Source organism: Nitrospira sp. M1 (assembly GCF_965152605.1).
In genome coordinates, this window is the sequence record NZ_OZ224217.1 from 4,358,754 (window position 1) to 4,377,676 (window position 18,923).

Here is an 18,923-nt window from a genome sequence, read left to right on the forward strand (position 1 = left end):
CTACTTATTGTCAGTCGATTCTTTTCAAATGAACTTGGCAATGAATCATGTGAATAAACATGATAAAAGGCGTTTCGGCCGTGACGGGAAAGTACGCCAAGCCTCGCCAGCGTGGGCATGGCTGAGCCGTCTGTGTCCCCCTGAGACGTCGATCACCAACGCAGCCTCATCGCAAAACCGAGAGCCCATGGAATCAACCCCTGTCTGGATCCAACAGCCGATGCCTTACTTATTTTTCTTAAATTGCGGAGGGATGTTTTGAGGAGCCGGCTGAGATGGTGCCGGAGACCGACGGGGTACTCTTCGGAAAAATCGTCCACGTGGGTAATAGGGATAATAGCCACCGTACCTATACGGTGATCTCCAATAATACGGCCCTCCCCAATAAGGGGCATAATAATAACCAGGACCATAGTAAGATCCATACTGAAAATTGGAAGCCATTCTCTCATCCAACAGCACAAGATGTTTTATTTCGAGAAGAGGGTAGGTGTAGTCGATTTCGTCAAGCGGCTTGGTGACGTCACCCATCACTTCTCCGATCACAATAACCCGTGAATCCCGCTCAACCGTTTCCGGATCAAGAAAGGATTTCTGTACGGCCAGAAACCGCCCCTCAGAGGTTGTACGATCTTCCTCAAAAGCCGAAAGGGCGGCCAGGGGAAGCTGTAAGATCTCTATTTCTGTCCCATTTTTTGTGCGCTTGGCACGGAGAACGATTCCGCCAATTCGCATCACCTTTCCCATAAAATTGGCGGGAGCCGCTTTTAATTTTTCAAATGTTATCGATTGATCAATTGCTTCTTCCAACTGAGCGGGAACTCCCGCTCGGATCGGATCGCGCTGAATTTGATGTACTGACTCTGCACAACCTGCAGCCCCCATCAAAGCTGCCAATAAAACCATGCACCATACCCACGAACCTCTCATGTTCCCCTCCCTCAAAAATGATAGGATAATCCCATGAGAACATGCTGGGCTCGATAATCGGCTTCAAATCCCTGATTGTCGGCAAATGTATCATCGAATTGCACAGTCGCTGCGGTATACTTATATTCTGTAAATAGGGCAACGGTCGGGGTCAGAAATATGCGTAACCCAGCGAGCGCATTCCACCCTCCTGCCACGTCCGATTCGCTTCGCGTGGTTGCCGAATCATCAATGTGGGCAAGGACCAATCCCCCACCAAACCCAATATACGGTTGGAAGGTGAGGCCGGGGTACCGCAAGATTCCATTGATCATGGCTGAGGTCACTCGAAAATGGATACCGGGTATATTGCCGAGATTTTTGATATGGGGGCTGGTATGGAAGACCTCTCCTTCCAATCCATAGTAGCTATCATTGAAGAAATGTCCTGCCTTGGCACCATAGGTGAGAGAATTTTTCAAATCAAAGTCCTGAGCCTGCAGTCCAATCAAGTTTCCTGTTCCATTAACATCATCTAGACGATCGGCAAAATTTACTCCAATGTGACCAGCGACATAACTTTCCGAAAAAGCCGCATTAGGAAATAGCAACAAAACGATCCAAAAATTGATAACGACAAACCATGTCACAAGAGGAACGATGGACTTCTTGGCTTCAAGCTTCATCATCATTCCCTATCATACCAACTAACTCACTCGTGATGGAAATTGAATTAAAAAGCCGTTTGACCTGCACCGGCAAGTAGGAAAGACCTCGCGAACGGATCAATACCCGGATTCTCTTTCCGATGACAACCAATTCACCAGATCTTTTTCAAGCCGATAGAAACGTCGAGACGGGCCAAAAGTAGCGTGACTTGACATTTAATCCGAATTTGCGAAGATTCTCCCGTCTACCCAAATTTAAAAGTATATTTTAATAGCGAAATACGTAGAGTAAGTATGAAATTTAGCGAACACTCATATGACAAAACTAGATTTGATATCCAAAATTGAGGATTAAACGGCGAGAGGGCGTGCTCCTGAGAGTGCTTTGAACGTGACGACCGGCCTTGTTTTGGCATGGCAGACCTCCTGGAAGGATGATGAAAGGGTGAATGGCAAGCGGTTCAGCCCCGACGGCAGGAAGGGCATAAGGAATACTTCTAAACGGGGTCGCTAGGCGCCACCAATGAACGAGGCCCCAGCCTTCGGAACCACGCTAATGGACGGGCACAATTGCAGACACCAATCAGACAACGGTCTTAACTGTCTGAACCTCAGCCATCATACGTGGAGGAGGAGAAATAAAAAAGTTTCTTGGAGCAAGAGCTCCAGAAGGAGAGGAAGGCTAATGGATGACCCCAAAATAAAATCTAGAAAAAGCGATGATATGTTATACGGACAGGAAATCAAAAATCCGTATCTTATTCGGATACTTTTTGGTTAGTGAATTCTAAGAAGAAAGCGATGGCTACACTCGGAAGACTATGGGCAGGTCGTATCTACGGCACAAATACCGGCAACTTTTTCGCGGAGTTTGATAATTCTGGCTCTAGAATAAGCGGAACAATTTGGCTTATGGATGCCCAATTCGGGTTGACTATTTTTAATGTCACCGGTTTATTCGATGGGACATTGCGCCTCACCGGCACGCCGATCCAAGTACCAGAAGGGGACGGGGCGGGAACAATCCAGCTAAATGCAATACTAACCCCCGAAGGGTACTTGCGAGGTCAATGGAGTTCAGGGGTCGGCACCGCGGGCACGTTTGAAGCGTACTCCCACGACACACCTCCTACAGACCAACGGGCCGCAGGTGCGGCGCCTATCCCGGAGCAATTCTTTTCGTCAAATATTGCGCTTGGTGCAATCCGTCTCTACTCAAAGGATCTTAGGGAGTTGGTGCAGCTAATCCGCAAGGATTTCGTTATGGGTCGACCGATAGTCACGTACGTCAATCGAGGAAACGAGGTTACAAAATATTTCGAAGATTTCCAGAAAGACGCGCATGTTCCCAGAGAACTAGGGCGCCTGAAGATAACGATTCAAGAGGCAGAAGCTCACGGTATCAACAAGATTGTTATTGTTGAGCTAAGTTCGCTTGGTCAAAACGAAATACGAGTGCAAGGAATTAATGAATCCTGGGTAATCGGAAAGGCGGAAGCCATTGCAAGAAGTCTTAGGCCCTTTGAGAAAGGGTTGGTTACCACATACAAGAAATTTGGTCTGACACTTAATCAGGTGATTTTCTTCGCGATGCTTGTTGTAATTCCGGCAATCGACTCGCTCTTTCATCGTGGCATTTTTGTGGCCATCGTCATAGTTCTTCTTACCTTTCTATATTGGCTACATAGCAGATTTATACCGAATGCTGCTATCTATCTTGGAGACCAGGAGCCGACATTAATTCAGCGCGTATGGCCATCCACATTGTCTTGGTTAGCGGCAGTCTCTGCGTCCCTGGCAGCGGCATATGTCTTTTATTTGCTCACAGGAAATACACCATGACCAGCCAGTGAAATCGGACACGCTCTTGTGCACCATTCTTTACAAAAGGACAGCGAGTGTTCGCTGTTTACTGGGAACGTTAGGTATAGAAGACGAGTTATATGGAAATTGAAAAATTATATATGGATATCAAGTCTAGCTTTATAGTTTTAAAAAGAATAAAAAGGCGACGGATTTATTTTTTGTAGTTCTCGCTACCCCAGTCAGTGAAGATCCAACCAATTCCGCAACGATGCGTCAAGACTCACAACATCTGCATCAGAAAGCTTCCCGACCTTTTTCACTACCAAACTCTCATGCACGGTATACACTCTACGCTTGACTGCACTGGGCACATTTAAGTCTGCCTCTTTCCAATTGGCTAATGCAAATTCACCCTGCAGAAGTGCGGTATGATATTGGGGTCGATATTGGGGTCGAGTCTAGTTTTATCGTTTTAAAAGAAGAAAAATGGCGACGGATTTATTTTGGTAGTTCTCGCGACCCCAGTCAGTGAAGATCCAGCCAATTCCGCAACGATGCGTCAAGACTCACAACATCTGCATCGAAAGCTTCCCGACCTTTTTCACTACCAAACCGATATACACTCCACGCTTGACTGCACTGAGCACATTTAAGCCTGCCTCTGTCCAATTGTCTAACGCAAATTCACCCTGCAGAAGTGACGTAGTCTTACTGGTCAGAGGAACTATGAACACGTCTTGCGAGTTGTGAGGGGTACTAATGATTACAGCGGGCCTGACCTTGGTCCCGGTCAGATCAGAGAAGGGATATCGCACAAGGACAACTTCAGGCTTTAAGAAGCTCGGCATAGACATCATCCTCTGAATTGTCCCAGATCTGAGCGAGCGAACTTTGGCTTGCGTTCACCCAAAAATCGACGTCCTCCTGAGGCAAGACGGTGACAAGCAATTCAGTCCCTTCAGGGACTTGAACCTTCTCCAATAATTCGATTCGCCCCTCTCGTATAATGGCACGAACAGTGTTTAGCATCTCGACCTCCGTACAATTTAATTACGGCTCCTATTTATGTGTGAGAAAATTGCAAGATCTTTGTGCGTCCTCTTCAACTTTCCCATTCTTCAGCGGAGCCTTCTAGATGATTATTTAGTCTTTTTATGCCATGTCAAGAGTATGATGAATTATATTGGGGTCGAGTCTAGTTTTATCGCTTTAAAAAAGGAAAATGGCGACGGATTTATCTTTGTAGTTCTCGCTACCCCAGTCAGTGAAGATCCAGCCAATTCCGCAACGATGCGTCAAGACTCACAACATCTGCTTCAGAAAGCTTCCCGACCTTTTTCACTACCAAACTTTCATGCACGGTATACACTCCACGCTTGACTGCACTGGGCACATTTAAGCCTGCCTCTTTCCAATTGGCTAACGCAAATTCACCCTGCAGAAGTGACGTAGTCTTACTGGTCAGAGGAACTATGAACACGTCTTGCGAGTTGTGAGGGGTACTAATGATTTCTTAGGGTCAAGTCTAGTTTTATAGTTTAAAAAGAAGAAAAAAGGCGACGGATTTATTTTTGTAGTTCTCGCTACTCCAGTCAGTGAAGATCCAGCCAATTCCGCAACGATGCGTCAAGACTCACAACATCTGCATCGAAAGCTTCCCGACCTTTTCCATTACCAAACTCTCATGCACGGTATACACTCCACGCTTGACTGCACTGGGCACATTTAAGCCTGCCTCTTTCCAATTGGCTAATGCAAATTCACCCTGCAGAAGTGACGTAGTCTTACTGGTCAGAGGAACTATGAACACGTCTTGCGAGTTGTGAGGGGTACCAATGATTACAGCGGGCCTGACCTTGGTCCCGGTCAGATCAGAGAAGGGATATCGCACAAGGACAACTTCAGGCTTTAAGAAGCTCGGCATAGACATCATCCTCTGAATTGTCCCAGATCTGAGCGAGCGAACTTTGACTTGCGTTCACCCAAAAATCGACGTCCTCCTGCGGCAAGACGGTGACAAGCAATTCAGTCCCTTCAGGGACTTGAACCTTCTCCAATAATTCGATTCGCCCCTCTCGTATAATGGCACGAACAGTGTTTAGCATCTCGACCTCCGTACAATTTAATTACGGCTCCTATTTATGTGTGAAAAGATTGCAAGATCTTTGCGTCCCCTTCAACTTTCCCATTCTTCAGCGGAGCCTTCTAGATGATTATCTAGCCTTTTCATCTCATGCCAGAATACACGGTCAAATCTAGTTTTATAAAATACATCAATTCCAAGACAGATTATGAAAGATGAGGATAGGATACGATCGCCTGATGGGCATAATATACGTGAGCGTGGAAATTTATCGTTACGGTCCTGTCGCTTGGACATAGGCTTCATAGCGCTGCTTGATCTCGCGCACATATTTGACGGGTTCGGAACACCGGCAGTAGCCGTGCCGGGCCTTTCTCGAGAATTTCCGTTTTGATAGCAACGGAATGGCTCGTTCGACGTTGCCAAACCACCGATTGGGATTCAGGCCTTGCTGGCGGGCTACTCGGCGGGCATCCAGGACATGGCCTTGTCCCACATTATAGGCCGCGAGCGTGAACCACATCCGGTCCTTGACCGAAAGTTCCGGCTCAAAGCGGTTTCGAACCCAGTTCAAATATTTCACGCCTGCGTGGATTCCCTTCTTTGGTGAACAAATATCCTGAAATCCCAGCCCCTTGGCTGTTCGCGGCAAGACTTGCATAAGCCCAACGGCTCCGGCCCAGGAACGGGCATCGGGATTAAACCGGCTTTCTTGATACATCTGGGCCACAATCAACCGCCAGTCGAACCCGTACTGTTCCGCATACTGCTTGACAAGCTCATCGTAGGGGGAAAGCTCCCCGGATCGGCTAGCGCGATGTTCTACGTGACGGCGGATGTCTCGTTCGTTGGCAAAATATTTTTGCACGGTAAGATTGTAAAAGACTCCGCGATAGGTTTTCTTCAGAAAGGTATTGATAGTTTTCAAGAGTTCGGGGTTGGCATCTCGTACGACCCAACCATGATGTTTCGTGTCTCCCAAAGGAAAGGCAGCACGAATATCGTCCCGCCAGGTGAGTTCGATATCCAAGAGATGGCTATCAGCGACGGTCAGATCATACTCACCCTCCGCGACGCGGGCGATGATTTCTTCAGTTTCGTATTCTTCCGGCGCTGCCGCCAATTCTAATTCTATGCCTTGTTTCTGCAAGGCTTCGAGCGTGAGCCAATACGAGCTGCTTCGTCGAACGACGACCGTCCGACCTGCCAGGTCTTGAAGCTCTTTGAGATGGTCTTCCGGTTCCTCAGCCCGAGACACGACAATTTCAGAAGTTTCAAGGTATGACCGAGAAAAATCGATTCCTTCTGCTTTGAGTTCTGGCGCAATCGTCATCGATGCGGCAATCACGTCTCCTTTCCCTTCAAGCAGCCATGGAATAAGATCCTGTCGACTTGGAGGAACCACCATTTCCATTCGCAAGTGATGGGTATCGGCAAAATGCCGGCTGAGTTCGTACTCGAATCCTAAGAGTTCTCCGCGCCAGAGGAAATACGTGGCTGGATTATTTCGAGTGAGCACCCGCAGCACGCCATGTTGTTTGATATTCCCCAAATCGTCTGTCGATAACGTCGGACGGGAATGCGTCAGCTTCGCTGCGGACAAAAACGTATTGAGCTTATCCAGCAAGGCCGATGAATTTGGACGAATGCCCCACGCCACAGGCCGTTCATCGGTCACATCAAACGCCGCTCGCAAGTCTGACCGGTAGGTGAGCACCGTACGCATGAGGTCATTGTCGGCTATGGAGACATCATAAAGGCCACGTGCGACGCGGTCTAATATTTGTTCTGTGTCTAAATGTTCTGGCGCTTCTTGAACGGTGATTCCAGAATATTGTTTCTTCAGTTGTTGAGCTGTCTGCCAGAAGGCCGAAGACTTCCGCACCACAATCGTTCGGCCTTTCAAGTGTGATGGCCGTTTGAGATTTGTGTCAGATCCTCTCGTGATGATTTGTTCACGAACGATGGCCACAGGAACGGTAAAATCGATTTTCGACTGACGCTCGGGCGTAATCGTGAGCTGTGCGACGATCACATCTCCTTCGCCTTTCAATACGGCAGAAAGCAGATCACTATGGTTTTCGACCCTGACCCGCACGAGTTTGACATTCAAGTCGGACGCCAATTCTTCAAGCAACCGATTCGCCATATCATCAGGAGACCCCTGACGAGGGAGGTAATTGACGTCAGAGCGGGGTGGACTCAACACGCGTATATACCCGTGAGAGAGGATTGCGTCGAGGTCGCCAGTTTCCAAATAGGTGGGAGCCGACGCGACAAATGCTGTCGGCTTGGATGTATCCTGAGAGTCCTCTTGTGAACCGCATCCCGCCAGGATTAACAAGGTGATTACGGCTGCGCGAAGTAGAACAAACAGGCAGCATAAATGAAGCCGTCCCTGCCTGAACTGATGAAAGCCTCTCATACCTCTATAGCCGTTCCAGTTATGCCGAATCTACAGGTCACCCATTGAATGTTGATTGCCCTTTCGTGATTGAATCGTCAATCATGGTCAGTTATAGCCGATTCCATGAACTTCCGTACTCTTGACATGGATATCGCGTTGAAAGTCCTCATGGCTTAGCTGGAGCGTATGTGGATTCGCTATAATCCAGGCGGGCATAACCTTCCTCATGTTCACGTTGTACCGCGCGGAGTTCGTTGTATTTTTCCGTTTGGAACTTATTTGGATTCGCTATAGTGTAGCGGGTCAGTCAGTAAAAAGAAAAATAGAAAAAATGAATTGAGAGCTGATGATTCCCCCACACATTTTTCTTATGTTGATGTTGACCAATTGAGCTCGAAGGTATCTAAAAAAGTGGACCAGGATTTGAGTTGATTTTCCTATCGGCCTTTCCTTCCGTCGTATTCTCAGGAAGCGTTGCCAGAATGTAGCCAGTTGGATACAGTTAAATTGTGGTTGAAATTCGCAAGACTGAGAAGTACGCCCAAACTTGTAGAAGTCGATGATGAAAAAAACAATGACTACTCGCTACGATGTGGCGGAACATCTTCGAAGCCCTGAAGAAATGACCGCCTACTTAGAAGCCTGCTTTGAAGAGGCCAATGGTGATGCGGCATTCATCGCCAAAGCACTCGGCGATATTGCTCGCGCGAAAGGCATGACCCAAGTCGCACGTGATGCAGGGCTTTCTCGTGAAAGCCTATACAAAGCACTCTCTGGGGAACGAAGCCCTAGTTTCGATACCATTCTAAAAGTCATGAAAGCCTTGAATCTGAAATTACATGCCGAAGCCATTCACGGCTGATTCACGGGGACGCTTTTCTTACAAATTATGCAATGCAACTTGCTTGTTCTAGTACAGCCAGACAAATCCATCGACGTAAGCGCATTATTAACCTCCCGCCATAGCGCCAACAATCAGAAATGGTTCTTCTCCACGAACTACGGCATCGGGAAGTGGAGTCTCCGTGGGCAGATGTGACCAGTCTTCTTCGCACACAAAGAACCGCACAAATGGTCGACGCTTGCGTGTGCTATGATCGCGAATCGTTCCCCTTAGCATAGGATAAGCTGCTTCGAGTGCCTCAAGAATCGAACCTATCGTCACCGGACCATCAACGTGTAACTTCACCTCTCCCTCAATCCGCGCCAAGGTCCGAAGATGAGCAGGCAAGACAACACGGATCATGGCACAACCTGCGCCTCCACCGAGAGTACAGCGGGAAGGTCTCGAACAATGGGCATCCAGCTATCACCGGAATCCGCAGACGCATACACTTGACCGCCGGTAGTTCCGACATACACACCACACGGATCAAGCGCATCAACAGACATCGCATCACGCAAGATATTCACGTAGCAGTGTTGTTGCGGCAAACCATTCGTCAGCGCTTCCCACTCATTGCCACCAGTCCGGCTACGATAGACACGGAGTTTGCCCTCTGGCGGGTAATGCTCGGAATCGCTTTTAATGGGAACCACATACACCGTCTTTGGCTCATGCGCATGCACCGCGATAGGAAATCCAAAATCACTCGGCAAGTTTCCACTGACTTCATTCCACGATTCTCCAGCATCATCACTACGCATAACGTCCCAATGCTTTTGCATGTAGAGCACGTTCGGACTTGAAGAATGCATGGCGATACTGTGGACACAATGGCCCACCTCTGCATTCGGGTCTGGCAGTTCCATCTGCGACTTCAACCCACGATTGATCGGTTTCCACGTCTTGCCGCCGTCATCGGTTCGAAATGCGCCTGCCGCCGAAATGGCAATAAACATCCGATCCGGATTTGATGGATCAACAATGATCGTATGCAAACACATTCCACCAGCGCCTGGTTGCCACAGATGGCCTTTGGCGTCGCGAAGGGCAGGCAGTTCCTGCCATGACCGTCCCCCATCGGATGAACGGAATAAGGCTGCATCTTCAACACCCGCATAGACGGTATCAGGGTCCGTTAAGGATGGCTCGAGATGCCACACGCGCTTGAATTCCCAGGGATGTTGTGTGCCGTCATACCACTGATGGGTCGTGAGCGGTTTTCCGGTTTCCGGGGAACTGTTATAGACGAAATTGTTGCTCATCCCTGCAGGCGGTTCGTATGGATCGGGCATCTTCTCACCGCCGGGCATTTCCCACGTTTTCCCGCCATCGTTGGACCGCTGGATGATTTGCCCGAACCAATCACTCGTCTGCGATGCATAAATCCGTTCCGGGTCGGCAGGTGACCCTTTCAGATGATACATCTCCCAGCCTCCAAAGAATGGACCCTCAATATTCCATTGTTTGCGTTTTCCATCGGACGTCAGGACAAACGCGCCTTTTCGCGTTCCAACAAGTACTCGTACCTTACTCATACTTTACTCCTTTCTCATATCTACGATGAAATTCATATACATCTCAAGACGACGACACATTTAGGCATGCTCCCTTAAAGAGTAAAATTTCTTCTTGCTTGAATCTCCCTCAGTCACCGATGGACTGAAAAGCAGGCGCCAGTTCGTCAACAAAGTCCTCGAACTGAGTGGGAGTTGTATTTTCTGACGTACGTCCTGCATTGGGTATAATTTTCCCCTCGTTGAAGGCTTGCGTCATTTCTACATAGTGACGAGCAAAACTTTCGGACAGACCAGATTGGACAAGCCCTTGCACCATTTCGATATCGGAGAACTGAACGTACCCAAGATTTGGTTTGCCAATTCGCTTTCCGAGTATGCGTGTAGCCTCGACATACGTCAGGTCACGCGGGCCGAGCAACTCACGTACAACGACACCTTTCCAGTCGCGCGCCCGGAGGGATCTTACCCCAACTCTGGCAATATCCTGCGTCGCCACCATTGGCATGGCGAGGTCAGGTGCGATGGAATCCCCAATAATTTCTTGATTCTTAATGAACTCTAAGGTGTCGTAGAAATTTTCAAAGAATGAGGTAGGACGAAGAATGAGTATGTTGATATTCTCAAGCTGCCGGAGACGTTCTTCCTGTGCGAACAGGCTTGTCAGCAGACCTGTTCCTTGACTCAGATCAGCGCCGAGACTACTTAGAAAGACGACGAAACGAACACCGCTCTCGCGTATGGCTTTCACCATAGCCTCACCCTTTTCTTGCTGATTGGCTTGATAATCGGATAACTGCCGATCGGGTGGAAGCAACGTGTACACCGCATCCGCACCTCGAAAAGCCTTTGTGAGGAACCCAACGTCCGCCACATCACCGACAAGCACATCTGCTCCGAGGTCTTTCATCGTCTCAAGCTTAGGCACTGATCGACCCAGAGCAAGTACCTTCTCGCTTGCTTTGAGAAGTTTCTCTGTAATTTTACTTCCGGTCTGCCCGGTCGCTCCCATAACGGTGATCATGTCAATCTCCTTGGTGCGCTATTTTCTATTTCAGCACAACACATTAAGAATATGGGTCGGCTTGATTACCCAATCCATTCTTCACCTGAATGCTTCCATAGGGTATCGCTCACCCATCTACGGCTTCCTGGTATACGTGATTTCCATCACTTTCATTTCTTCGCCACCATGATGAGTCCCATACATGTCGAACGTCTGGGTATTGTTGTCGACGATTGTCCAAATCGCACGATGCGTCATATGGCCTCCGCCCGGTTCGGGGTGCTGTCCTTTCAGCGTAATGGTTTTGCCGTCGGCGCTTGCCGTCCCTTCCATCATGAAAATTCCCGTGCCCATGGTATCGATCCACATCGTGACATATTTTTTGGTCATATTGTCATAGGCATCAATCCCAACACCGGAGTAGGGTTGTCCCATCATCTCGCCGGTGAATTCCTGTTGAAGAAATCGTCCATCCAGTAACATGGTCATTTTCGCAGTGCCGGTCGATTCCATGGGAGGTTTACCGGGTTCCATCCACGTCTTCATTGTGGTCGTCCAATTCCCCGCTAAGCTGGCAAACAACGCATGTGGTTCACCGGGTGTGGCCAGCTTTTGATACATCTCCATCATGGCCTTGGGATCCATCGATTGTTCTTGACCTGCGTCCTTTGCGGAAACGAGAGAGGCTGACACCATGAAGCAGAGTAATAGACAAATCAGCAATATGTAACGCATCGTTACCTCCTTATAGCTGAATGATTTGCATAATGAATGGGTTTTTTCGTTTTACAGAAATAACCAGGTACATATAAATACGTGACTTCGCTCATTCAATAATTATCCACATACCTTCTGTGCTGCCTGTCGTATCTCGTCCGGACTGACCTCGCGAATGTGTGTGGCGACTGACCACTGATGCCCAAACGGATCTTCGAGCCTGCCGTACCGATCGCCCCAGAATGTATCCTCCAGCGGCATCGTCAGCTTCGCGCCCGCAGCAATGGCACGTTCGACGAACGCGTCAACATCTTCAACATAGAGATGAATCGTGACCGGTGAACCTTTGAGAGATGTTGGCCCAAATGAACCCCAGTCGGGGAATTCATCAACGAGCATGACCGCCGAATCACCAATTTGAATGTGAGCGTGGATGAGTTTTCCCTGCGGGCCTGGCAATCGCACGACTTCCACGGCATTAAACGCCTTTTTGTAGAACTCAATGGCATTGGCTGCGTCGGCGCAAATCAGGTGTGGCGTCACGGTGCGCATCCCCTCTGGAATAGGCTTGACCTGTGGTGGTGTCATTGTCAAAACTCCTTTTGATTCAATGTTCGAAATAAAGGTTCTCACATAACATCAATCAATTAAGCCTGATTCTTCTATGCACTAAACACATTCTCTCTAGAGAATCCATAACTCAAGCACTGCATTGAATCACTCCTACTCTCTAGGGCACATTGCAACTATTTTGGCTTTGCTTTCGTGAGTTTCTCGGATTGAGCACGCACGCGCTCCTCTTGCTCCCGGAGTTCAGGAGTGAACTCATCACCAAAATCTTCAGCCTCGAAGATCTGACGAATTTCGATCTCAGACTCACCAGCGTGAGGATTGGGACAACGCTTCACCCACTCTATGGCTTCTTCCTTTGATTTCACCTGCCAAATCCAATACCCGGCGATCAATTCTTTCGTTTCAGTAAAGGGGCCGTCGACGACCGTACGCTTGTCACCGGAGAATTTCACACGTGCCCCCTTCGAACTCGGTTGGAGCCCCTCGCCCGCCAGCATCACGCCAGCCTTCACCAGCTCTTCATTGAACGTACCCATTTCGGAGAGCAGCTGTTCACTCGGCATCACGCCGGCTTCAGAATCCTTCGTAGCCTTCACAATAATCATGAATCGCATTGCCCTACCTCCTTTCGCGTTGTGTAGGTTGAGTCTTATTCCTATGAGTTGACACGTAACTCTCCCTCTTTGTCGAAGCAGGATCTAAGAAATCGACATCCCCCCTGGAATACGTCGTTCCCAAACATTCACCCATCACATCGTGAGCTTTGGGCAGTCGGCAAACCCGTGATCTCCATCACCGGACGGATTTCAACCGTCCCAATGCGTGCCCCAGGAACTCGCGTGGCAATACGAACGGCTTCATTGAGATCATGGGCATTGATGAGGAAATAACCTGCGATTTGCTCACGGGTTTCCACAAAGGGACCATCGGTCACAAACTGTTTGCCACCTCGTACTTGAACAATCATCGCCGTTGAGGCCGGATGCAGGGGTGACGCACTGAGATATTGCCGATTGGCATGAAGCTGATGCGTGAGCTGCACTGACTCCTCAAGCATCTCCTTTCTCGTACTCTCACCGAGCTCGTTGAATGCGACTTCGTCATGATGAACCAACAATAGGTATTTCATGATACCCATGCTCCTTACATCTCATAGTCGTTGGATCTTTCCAAAATCGACATTGGCTTTCTCAATTCTTAAATTTTCACGTTGGCCATCTCACTCCAGCAATAAGCCCAAGATTATTCTGTTGGTAATCCTGGTATTTCTATCACCGGCCGTACCTCGACCGTCCCTTTACGTGCCATGGGAATTCGTGCGGCAATGTCGAGAGCCTCATCCAGATTCTTGGCCTCAACAAGAAAGTACCCACCTAACTGCTCACGCGTCTCTGCAAACGGACCATCCGTCACGAGTCGTTTGCCGCCGCGAACCTGGATACTCGTGGCCATGGTTGTGGGATGTAACGGATTGGCAGCTACATACTGACCAACAGACTTGAGTTGATGGGCGAGTTGCGTGGACTCCTCATAACATTCTTGCCGTTCGGTTTCGTTTAAGGCGTGTTCGTCTCCGTAAATCAGTAATAGGTATTTCATAGTTCAGAAACTCCGATAGGGTTAGGAAAAAACGTGTTCATGAGGTAGTCGTTTGAAAACGCCAAAATCGACATGAAGTCAGACAGGCATTACGACTCGAGAAGTATGTGGTATGGTGACTACAATCAGGCACTAAATGTAGTTGGTCAGAACGAGGTGAAATGCTTCGAAAATAGATCAACGTCTTGGCCCCGAAAGGTCATCTCACCTCAACAACTCCGCCAATCGTCGATGAAGAAACCGCCGTTCGGGATCCTGTTTCGTGAGGCTCAGGGCCCGCTCATAAGAGACTCGAGCTTCAGCCGTTCGCTCGAGCCGCCGGCAGAGATCTGCCCGTGCGGCATGCACCAAATGATAGTTCTTCAGGTCTCCACGGGCTAAGATGGCGTCGATAAGAGATAACCCCTCCAATGGACCGTCGCGCATCGCCACGGCAACCGCACGATTCAATTCGATGACAGGCGATGGCTCAACCTGAATCAACAGGTCATAGAGTCCGATGATTTGAGTCCAATCCGTCTCGACCGAGCGGCTCGCCTGTGCATGTATCGCGGCAATCGCAGCTTGAAGCGTGTACGAACCGACCATCCCCTTCGATAATGCTTGCTGTACCAATGAAAGCCCTTCCGTAATTTGCTCACGATTCCATAGTGACCGATCCTGATCTTCCAGAAGAACGAGTTCGCCCGTCGGCGAGGTCCGGGTCCTACGCCGCGAATCGTGTAACAGCATGAGCGCTAACAGCCCCAACGCTTCAGGGTCGGGGAGCAACTCGATCAACAATCGGCCCAAGCGAATGGCTTCACTAGACAAATCATGCCGCGTGAGCGACTCACCAAACGATGCAGAATACCCTTCATTGAATACCAAATACATAACTCGCAGGACTGCATCGAGTCGATCCGGAAGCTCTTTCTCTGACGGGACTTCATAGGGAATGCGCGCCTCACGAATCTTTGCCTTGGCACGGACAATCCGCTGAGCGACGGTGGAAGGTTTGGTGAGAAACGCACATGCGATTTCCTCAGTCGTGAGGCCGCAAATTTCGCGTAGCGTCATCGCGATTTGCGCCTCGGACGAGAGGGCGGGATGACAGCAGGTAAAGATCAACCGTAACCTATCGTCTTCGACGCTCTCGTCTTCACATTCTTCAACGTGACGTGTACTGGGTTGGGATTCTAATTGCTTGGCGAGCTCTGCCAGGGACGCGTCGAACCGAGCGCGCCGACGCATGCCGTCGATAGCCTTGAAACGGCCTGTCGATACGAGCCATGCCCGTGGATTCGCCGGTACGCCATCACGCGACCATTGATCTACGGCCACGGCAAAGGCTTCGTGAAGAGCTTCTTCCGCAGTGTCAAAATCTCCAAGTAGCCGGATCAACGTGGCGAGGACCTGACGCGATTCAGAGCGGTAGATTTCATCCACCACTTCGTGTCCCCGCTTAATCGTGCCGTCACTCATTGAAAGCGCCTCTCGAGTAAGAGACTATAAAACCAGGAAGGGACTTCACATAGCCAAACAAAAAGGAGCCGTTCCTACGGATATGTGAAGCGTGATCCTATACTTCATCATCAGTGTGTCTCACTTTCTGAACTTTATAAAGCACTCGCCCACAAGTGAGATCGGAACTAGACAAGAGACTCCCGGCCTCCTGTCGTGATCATTTTCGCTTCATGATTTCCCTCCAGCAGGACTCCCTCGGCCTCAAGATCTTCATGCATGGCATTCGGCTGATGTTGAGAGGCAATCAGCGAGTAGAAGACAGGGACCACAAACAACGTGAAAAAGGTGCCGACGGTCATGCCCGTAATCAACACCGTCCCGATGCTATACCGGGCCGCAGAGCCAGGCCCCGAAACCAGAATGAGCGGGAGGTGCCCAAACACCGTAGCCGCAGAAGTCATCAGCACCGGCCGCAGCCGCGTGAGCGATGCCTCGCGCAACGCCGCCATCTTCTGGAGCCCACGCTCCTGTAGCGTATTCGCAAACTCCACGATGAGAATCCCGTTCTTCGCGATCAGGCCTACCAGGGTGATCAACCCGACTTGCGAGTAGATGTTGATTGTGGTGAGATCCAAAAAGCTAAACACCAATGCACCAGAAATCGCGAGTGGCACAGAGCCCAATAACACAATGAGCGGATCTCGGAAACTATGAAACTGAGCTGCAAGGACCAAATAAATGAGCAGCACCGCAAACCCAAGCGTCACGGTCAGCGCCGATCCTTCGTGACGGATTTGCCGAGATTCTCCCGCGTGATCAAGCACAAGACGCGGACCTTTCGCCGCCAACGCCGCATCTTCGAGCACACGCAACCCTTCCTCTTTTGTGACCCCAGGCTTCACACCGCCAAAGATCCGAACCGCATTGCGCTGCTGAAAGCGATTCAACGTGCGCGGCGCCGTGTTCGATTCGATATGCGTAAACGTGGAGACCGGCACCAATTCGCCGGACGGCGTCTTGATCTTGACGTCAAGCAAGGGTCCAACAGTGGCGCGATCAACATCACCGATTTGCGGAATAACTTTATAACTACGATCAAAGAAATTGAATCGATTAACGTACCCGCCGCCGAGCAGTGTGCCGAGCTCTTGTCCAACTGTGGCAAGGTCAAGCCCGAGATCGGCGAGACGCTCACGGTCAAGCACAACACGCGCCTCGGGGAGATCGATCTTCAAATCGGTATCCACATACAATAACTTGCCGCTTTGCCATCCTGCATTGAGTACGGCTGCCGTTGTCTCAAGCATCTGTTCCGCCGGAACATCGCTCTGTAAGACCAGTTCGATATCGTACTGACCAGGGGTGGGTAACGGCGGGTCAAGACGAGGAAAGACTCGCAGACCTGGAGCCTGCGACACTGCACCAAACACCTCACCGAATAATTCTTCTGTTGAGCGTGTGCGTTCACTCCAATCCTTTGTGACCATACCGCCGAACCCTCCCCAATTCGTCGTGAGGGACCACATGAACTCAGCCTCGGGAAACGATGTGATCGCGTGTACCACTTTTAACGAATCACGACTGCTAGCTTCCACAGTGGAATCAGGCGAAGCTTCAAAAAAAAGACTGATGTGGCTCTGATCCTCCACTGGCGCAAGTTCCTGACGCGAGAACATGTACAGAGGCAACGCTGCAACCATAATAAGTAGTGAAGCCAGCACGATTGCCCAGCGGATCTCCAAGGCACCGTCGAGTAATCTCGCATACCCGCGGCGCACACGTTCAAAACCACGGTTGACCAATATCGTCAACCTGCCTTCCTTCCCTTGTGGATGGACAAAACGCGAGCTCATAACTGGCGAGAGCGTGACGGCCACGATGCCCGAGAGCACAACCGCTGCAGCAAGTGTGATGGCAAACTCCAGGAATAAGGAACCGGTCAAGCCACCTTGAAATCCAATTGGGGCATACACCGCTGCCAGAGTAATCGTCATGGCAATAATGGGACCGAGCAATTCGCGAGCACCAGCAAGCGCCGCGTCGACCCGAGACTTCCCCAATCGTACATGCCGTTCCACATTCTCAACGACGACAATCGCATCGTCAACGACTAAACCTACGGCCAGCACAATCGCCAGAATCGTGAGGAGATTCAGACTGAAACCAAACAACACCATAAACATGGCCGCCCCGATCAACGAGACCGGCATGGCCACAAGCGGCACAAGCGCGGTGCGCGCTGACCCCATGAACAAGAACACAACGAGCGCCACGATCAAAATCGTCTCACCGAGCGTCTTGGTGATCTCTTTTAGCGCATTTTCCATGAACATGGTCCCATCCCAGACGAGACGCATGTCGATATCCTGCGGCAACGTCGGACGGATGCGTTCCATCTCAGCGCGCAGCCCATGTGCAACCTCAATTTCATTCGAACCAACCAGCGGCCACACCCCCAAATAGACCCCTTCCGCAGTGTTGTACTTCGCAACCATCTCGGCTTCTTCTGCACCCAGCTCGACTCGCGCGACATCACTCAAACGAACAAGCGCATCTCCACGTTCGGCGATGATCAGGTTCTTAAACTCTTCAGTCGAACGCAGGTCGGTGTTTGCAAGCAGATTGACTTGAACAAGGTTGCCTTTTGTTCGACCAACGGCAGCCAGGTAATTATTGCGCCGCAAGGCTTCCTGTACGTCGCCGGGCGAGAGATTCAGCGCCGCAAGGCGATCGGGGTCGATCCACACGCGCATGGCGATCTGGCGTCCACCTTCAATCGTCACACGCTGCACTCCGGAGAGCGTCGCCAGTTGCGGCTGCAATGTGCGCAAGAGCCAATCCGTGATATCCGGCACACTGCGCTCTGAAGAGGTGAAACTCAAATAGAACGACGCATAGGGCCGATCGGCACGTTGGACTTCGATGACGGGCGGCTCCGCATCTGTCGGAAGTTCCGCACGCACTTGCTGCAGACGCGCCGTGACCTCAGCCAGCGCCGCCGTACTGTCGTGATTGAGTGTTAAATGCACCGTAACGGTACTGATGCCTGCGCGGCTTGTTGACTCGACATAGTCAACACCGCTAATTGCCGACACAACATGCTCGATCGGAGTCGTCAAAAATCCACGAATGGTCTCAGCACTTGCGCCGTAATAGACCGTGGTGATGATCACTGACGAACTTTCAATCTTCGGGTACTGTTGTACTGGAAGAGTAGTCAGTGATCGCCAGCCCACAAGCACAATCACAAGATTGACGACCACGGCTAAGACAGGATGTTTAATGAAAATGTCCGTGAACGAGCGCATG

Annotated in this window: 18 protein-coding genes and 2 pseudogenes; 2 read left to right on the forward strand and 18 right to left on the reverse strand. The window is 50.1% G+C overall.

Annotated elements, in window-relative coordinates; all coding sequences use genetic code 11:
- Window positions 1–225: 225 nt before the first annotated feature.
- Both ACWHX8_RS19605 and ACWHX8_RS19610 read right to left on the reverse strand, forming a co-directional pair.
- Entirely contained in the window at window positions 226–930 is a 705-nt protein-coding gene (locus ACWHX8_RS19605; protein ID WP_447969826.1) for a Slp family lipoprotein, read from the reverse strand.
- A gap of 11 nt (window positions 931–941) precedes the next feature.
- Window positions 942–1,601 (reverse strand): outer membrane protein, encoded by a 660-nt coding sequence (locus ACWHX8_RS19610; protein WP_447969827.1) that lies wholly within the window; start codon window positions 1,599–1,601, stop codon window positions 942–944.
- A 777-nt stretch (window positions 1,602–2,378) separates the two neighbouring features.
- Between ACWHX8_RS19610 and ACWHX8_RS19615 the strand changes: the two genes are divergently transcribed.
- A complete protein-coding gene (locus ACWHX8_RS19615; RefSeq protein WP_447969828.1) occupies window positions 2,379–3,419 on the forward strand; it encodes a hypothetical protein in 1,041 nt (346 codons plus the stop codon).
- A gap of 489 nt (window positions 3,420–3,908) precedes the next feature.
- Here the strand turns inward: ACWHX8_RS19615 and ACWHX8_RS19620 are convergent.
- The 6 genes and pseudogenes from ACWHX8_RS19620 to ACWHX8_RS19645 all read right to left on the reverse strand — a co-directional run bounded on the left by ACWHX8_RS19620 (window position 3,909) and on the right by ACWHX8_RS19645 (window position 7,891).
- Window positions 3,909–4,231: pseudogene (locus ACWHX8_RS19620) on the reverse strand (type II toxin-antitoxin system PemK/MazF family toxin).
- Window positions 4,209–4,412, reverse strand: a complete 204-nt coding sequence (locus tag ACWHX8_RS19625; protein WP_447969829.1) for a hypothetical protein — start codon at window positions 4,410–4,412, stop codon at window positions 4,209–4,211. The pseudogene ACWHX8_RS19620 and the gene ACWHX8_RS19625 overlap by 23 nt, the downstream one beginning before the upstream one ends.
- Before the next feature lie 232 nt (window positions 4,413–4,644).
- The gene (locus ACWHX8_RS19630; protein ID WP_447969830.1) at window positions 4,645–4,863 is read right to left on the reverse strand and encodes a hypothetical protein; all 219 of its coding nucleotides are present in this window, start codon (window positions 4,861–4,863) and stop codon (window positions 4,645–4,647) included.
- 112 nt (window positions 4,864–4,975) lie between these two features.
- Window positions 4,976–5,307: pseudogene (locus ACWHX8_RS19635) on the reverse strand (type II toxin-antitoxin system PemK/MazF family toxin).
- Window positions 5,285–5,488 (reverse strand): hypothetical protein, encoded by a 204-nt coding sequence (locus ACWHX8_RS19640; RefSeq protein WP_447969829.1) that lies wholly within the window; start codon window positions 5,486–5,488, stop codon window positions 5,285–5,287. The pseudogene ACWHX8_RS19635 and the gene ACWHX8_RS19640 overlap by 23 nt, the downstream one beginning before the upstream one ends.
- A 252-nt stretch (window positions 5,489–5,740) precedes the next feature.
- A complete protein-coding gene (locus ACWHX8_RS19645) occupies window positions 5,741–7,891 on the reverse strand; it encodes a transporter substrate-binding domain-containing protein (protein WP_447969831.1) in 2,151 nt (716 codons plus the stop codon).
- 544 nt (window positions 7,892–8,435) lie between these two features.
- Here ACWHX8_RS19645 and ACWHX8_RS19650 point away from each other — a divergent pair.
- Window positions 8,436–8,735 (forward strand): addiction module antidote protein, encoded by a 300-nt coding sequence (locus ACWHX8_RS19650; protein WP_447971935.1) that lies wholly within the window; start codon window positions 8,436–8,438, stop codon window positions 8,733–8,735.
- An 87-nt stretch (window positions 8,736–8,822) separates the two neighbouring features.
- Here the strand turns inward: ACWHX8_RS19650 and ACWHX8_RS19655 are convergent, their stop codons facing one another.
- The 10 genes from ACWHX8_RS19655 to ACWHX8_RS19700 all read right to left on the reverse strand — a co-directional run bounded on the left by ACWHX8_RS19655 (window position 8,823) and on the right by ACWHX8_RS19700 (window position 18,922).
- Complete coding sequence (locus tag ACWHX8_RS19655; RefSeq protein ID WP_447969832.1) at window positions 8,823–9,119, reverse strand: MoaD/ThiS family protein; 297 nt, start codon at window positions 9,117–9,119, stop codon at window positions 8,823–8,825.
- Window positions 9,116–10,294 carry a WD40/YVTN/BNR-like repeat-containing protein gene (locus tag ACWHX8_RS19660; RefSeq protein WP_447969833.1) on the reverse strand — a complete coding sequence of 393 codons (1,179 nt, stop codon included), beginning with the start codon at window positions 10,292–10,294 and terminating at the stop codon, window positions 9,116–9,118. The genes ACWHX8_RS19655 and ACWHX8_RS19660 overlap by 4 nt, the downstream gene beginning before the upstream one ends.
- A gap of 109 nt (window positions 10,295–10,403) precedes the next feature.
- On the reverse strand, window positions 10,404–11,297 hold the full coding sequence (locus ACWHX8_RS19665; RefSeq protein WP_447969834.1) for an NmrA family NAD(P)-binding protein: 894 nt from the start codon (window positions 11,295–11,297) through the stop codon (window positions 10,404–10,406).
- A 117-nt stretch (window positions 11,298–11,414) separates the two neighbouring features.
- On the reverse strand, window positions 11,415–12,014 hold the full coding sequence (locus ACWHX8_RS19670) for a DUF1579 domain-containing protein (protein WP_447969835.1): 600 nt from the start codon (window positions 12,012–12,014) through the stop codon (window positions 11,415–11,417).
- Between the two features lie 102 nt (window positions 12,015–12,116).
- Window positions 12,117–12,584: a VOC family protein gene (locus tag ACWHX8_RS19675; protein ID WP_447969836.1), complete on the reverse strand. Its 468-nt coding sequence runs from the start codon at window positions 12,582–12,584 to the stop codon at window positions 12,117–12,119.
- Between the two features lie 158 nt (window positions 12,585–12,742).
- Window positions 12,743–13,183, reverse strand: a complete 441-nt coding sequence (locus ACWHX8_RS19680) for a YciI family protein (RefSeq protein ID WP_447969837.1) — start codon at window positions 13,181–13,183, stop codon at window positions 12,743–12,745.
- A 128-nt stretch (window positions 13,184–13,311) separates the two neighbouring features.
- Window positions 13,312–13,698, reverse strand: coding sequence for a YciI family protein (locus ACWHX8_RS19685; RefSeq protein ID WP_447969838.1), 387 nt, complete (start codon window positions 13,696–13,698; stop codon window positions 13,312–13,314).
- Window positions 13,699–13,811: 113 nt separating this feature from the next.
- Window positions 13,812–14,168: a YciI family protein gene (locus tag ACWHX8_RS19690; protein WP_447969839.1), complete on the reverse strand. Its 357-nt coding sequence runs from the start codon at window positions 14,166–14,168 to the stop codon at window positions 13,812–13,814.
- Between the two features lie 204 nt (window positions 14,169–14,372).
- Window positions 14,373–15,632: an RNA polymerase sigma factor gene (locus ACWHX8_RS19695; protein ID WP_447969840.1), complete on the reverse strand. Its 1,260-nt coding sequence runs from the start codon at window positions 15,630–15,632 to the stop codon at window positions 14,373–14,375.
- Between the two features lie 167 nt (window positions 15,633–15,799).
- Entirely contained in the window at window positions 15,800–18,922 is a 3,123-nt protein-coding gene (locus ACWHX8_RS19700; protein ID WP_447969841.1) for an efflux RND transporter permease subunit, read from the reverse strand.
- Window position 18,923: the final 1 nt, after the last annotated feature.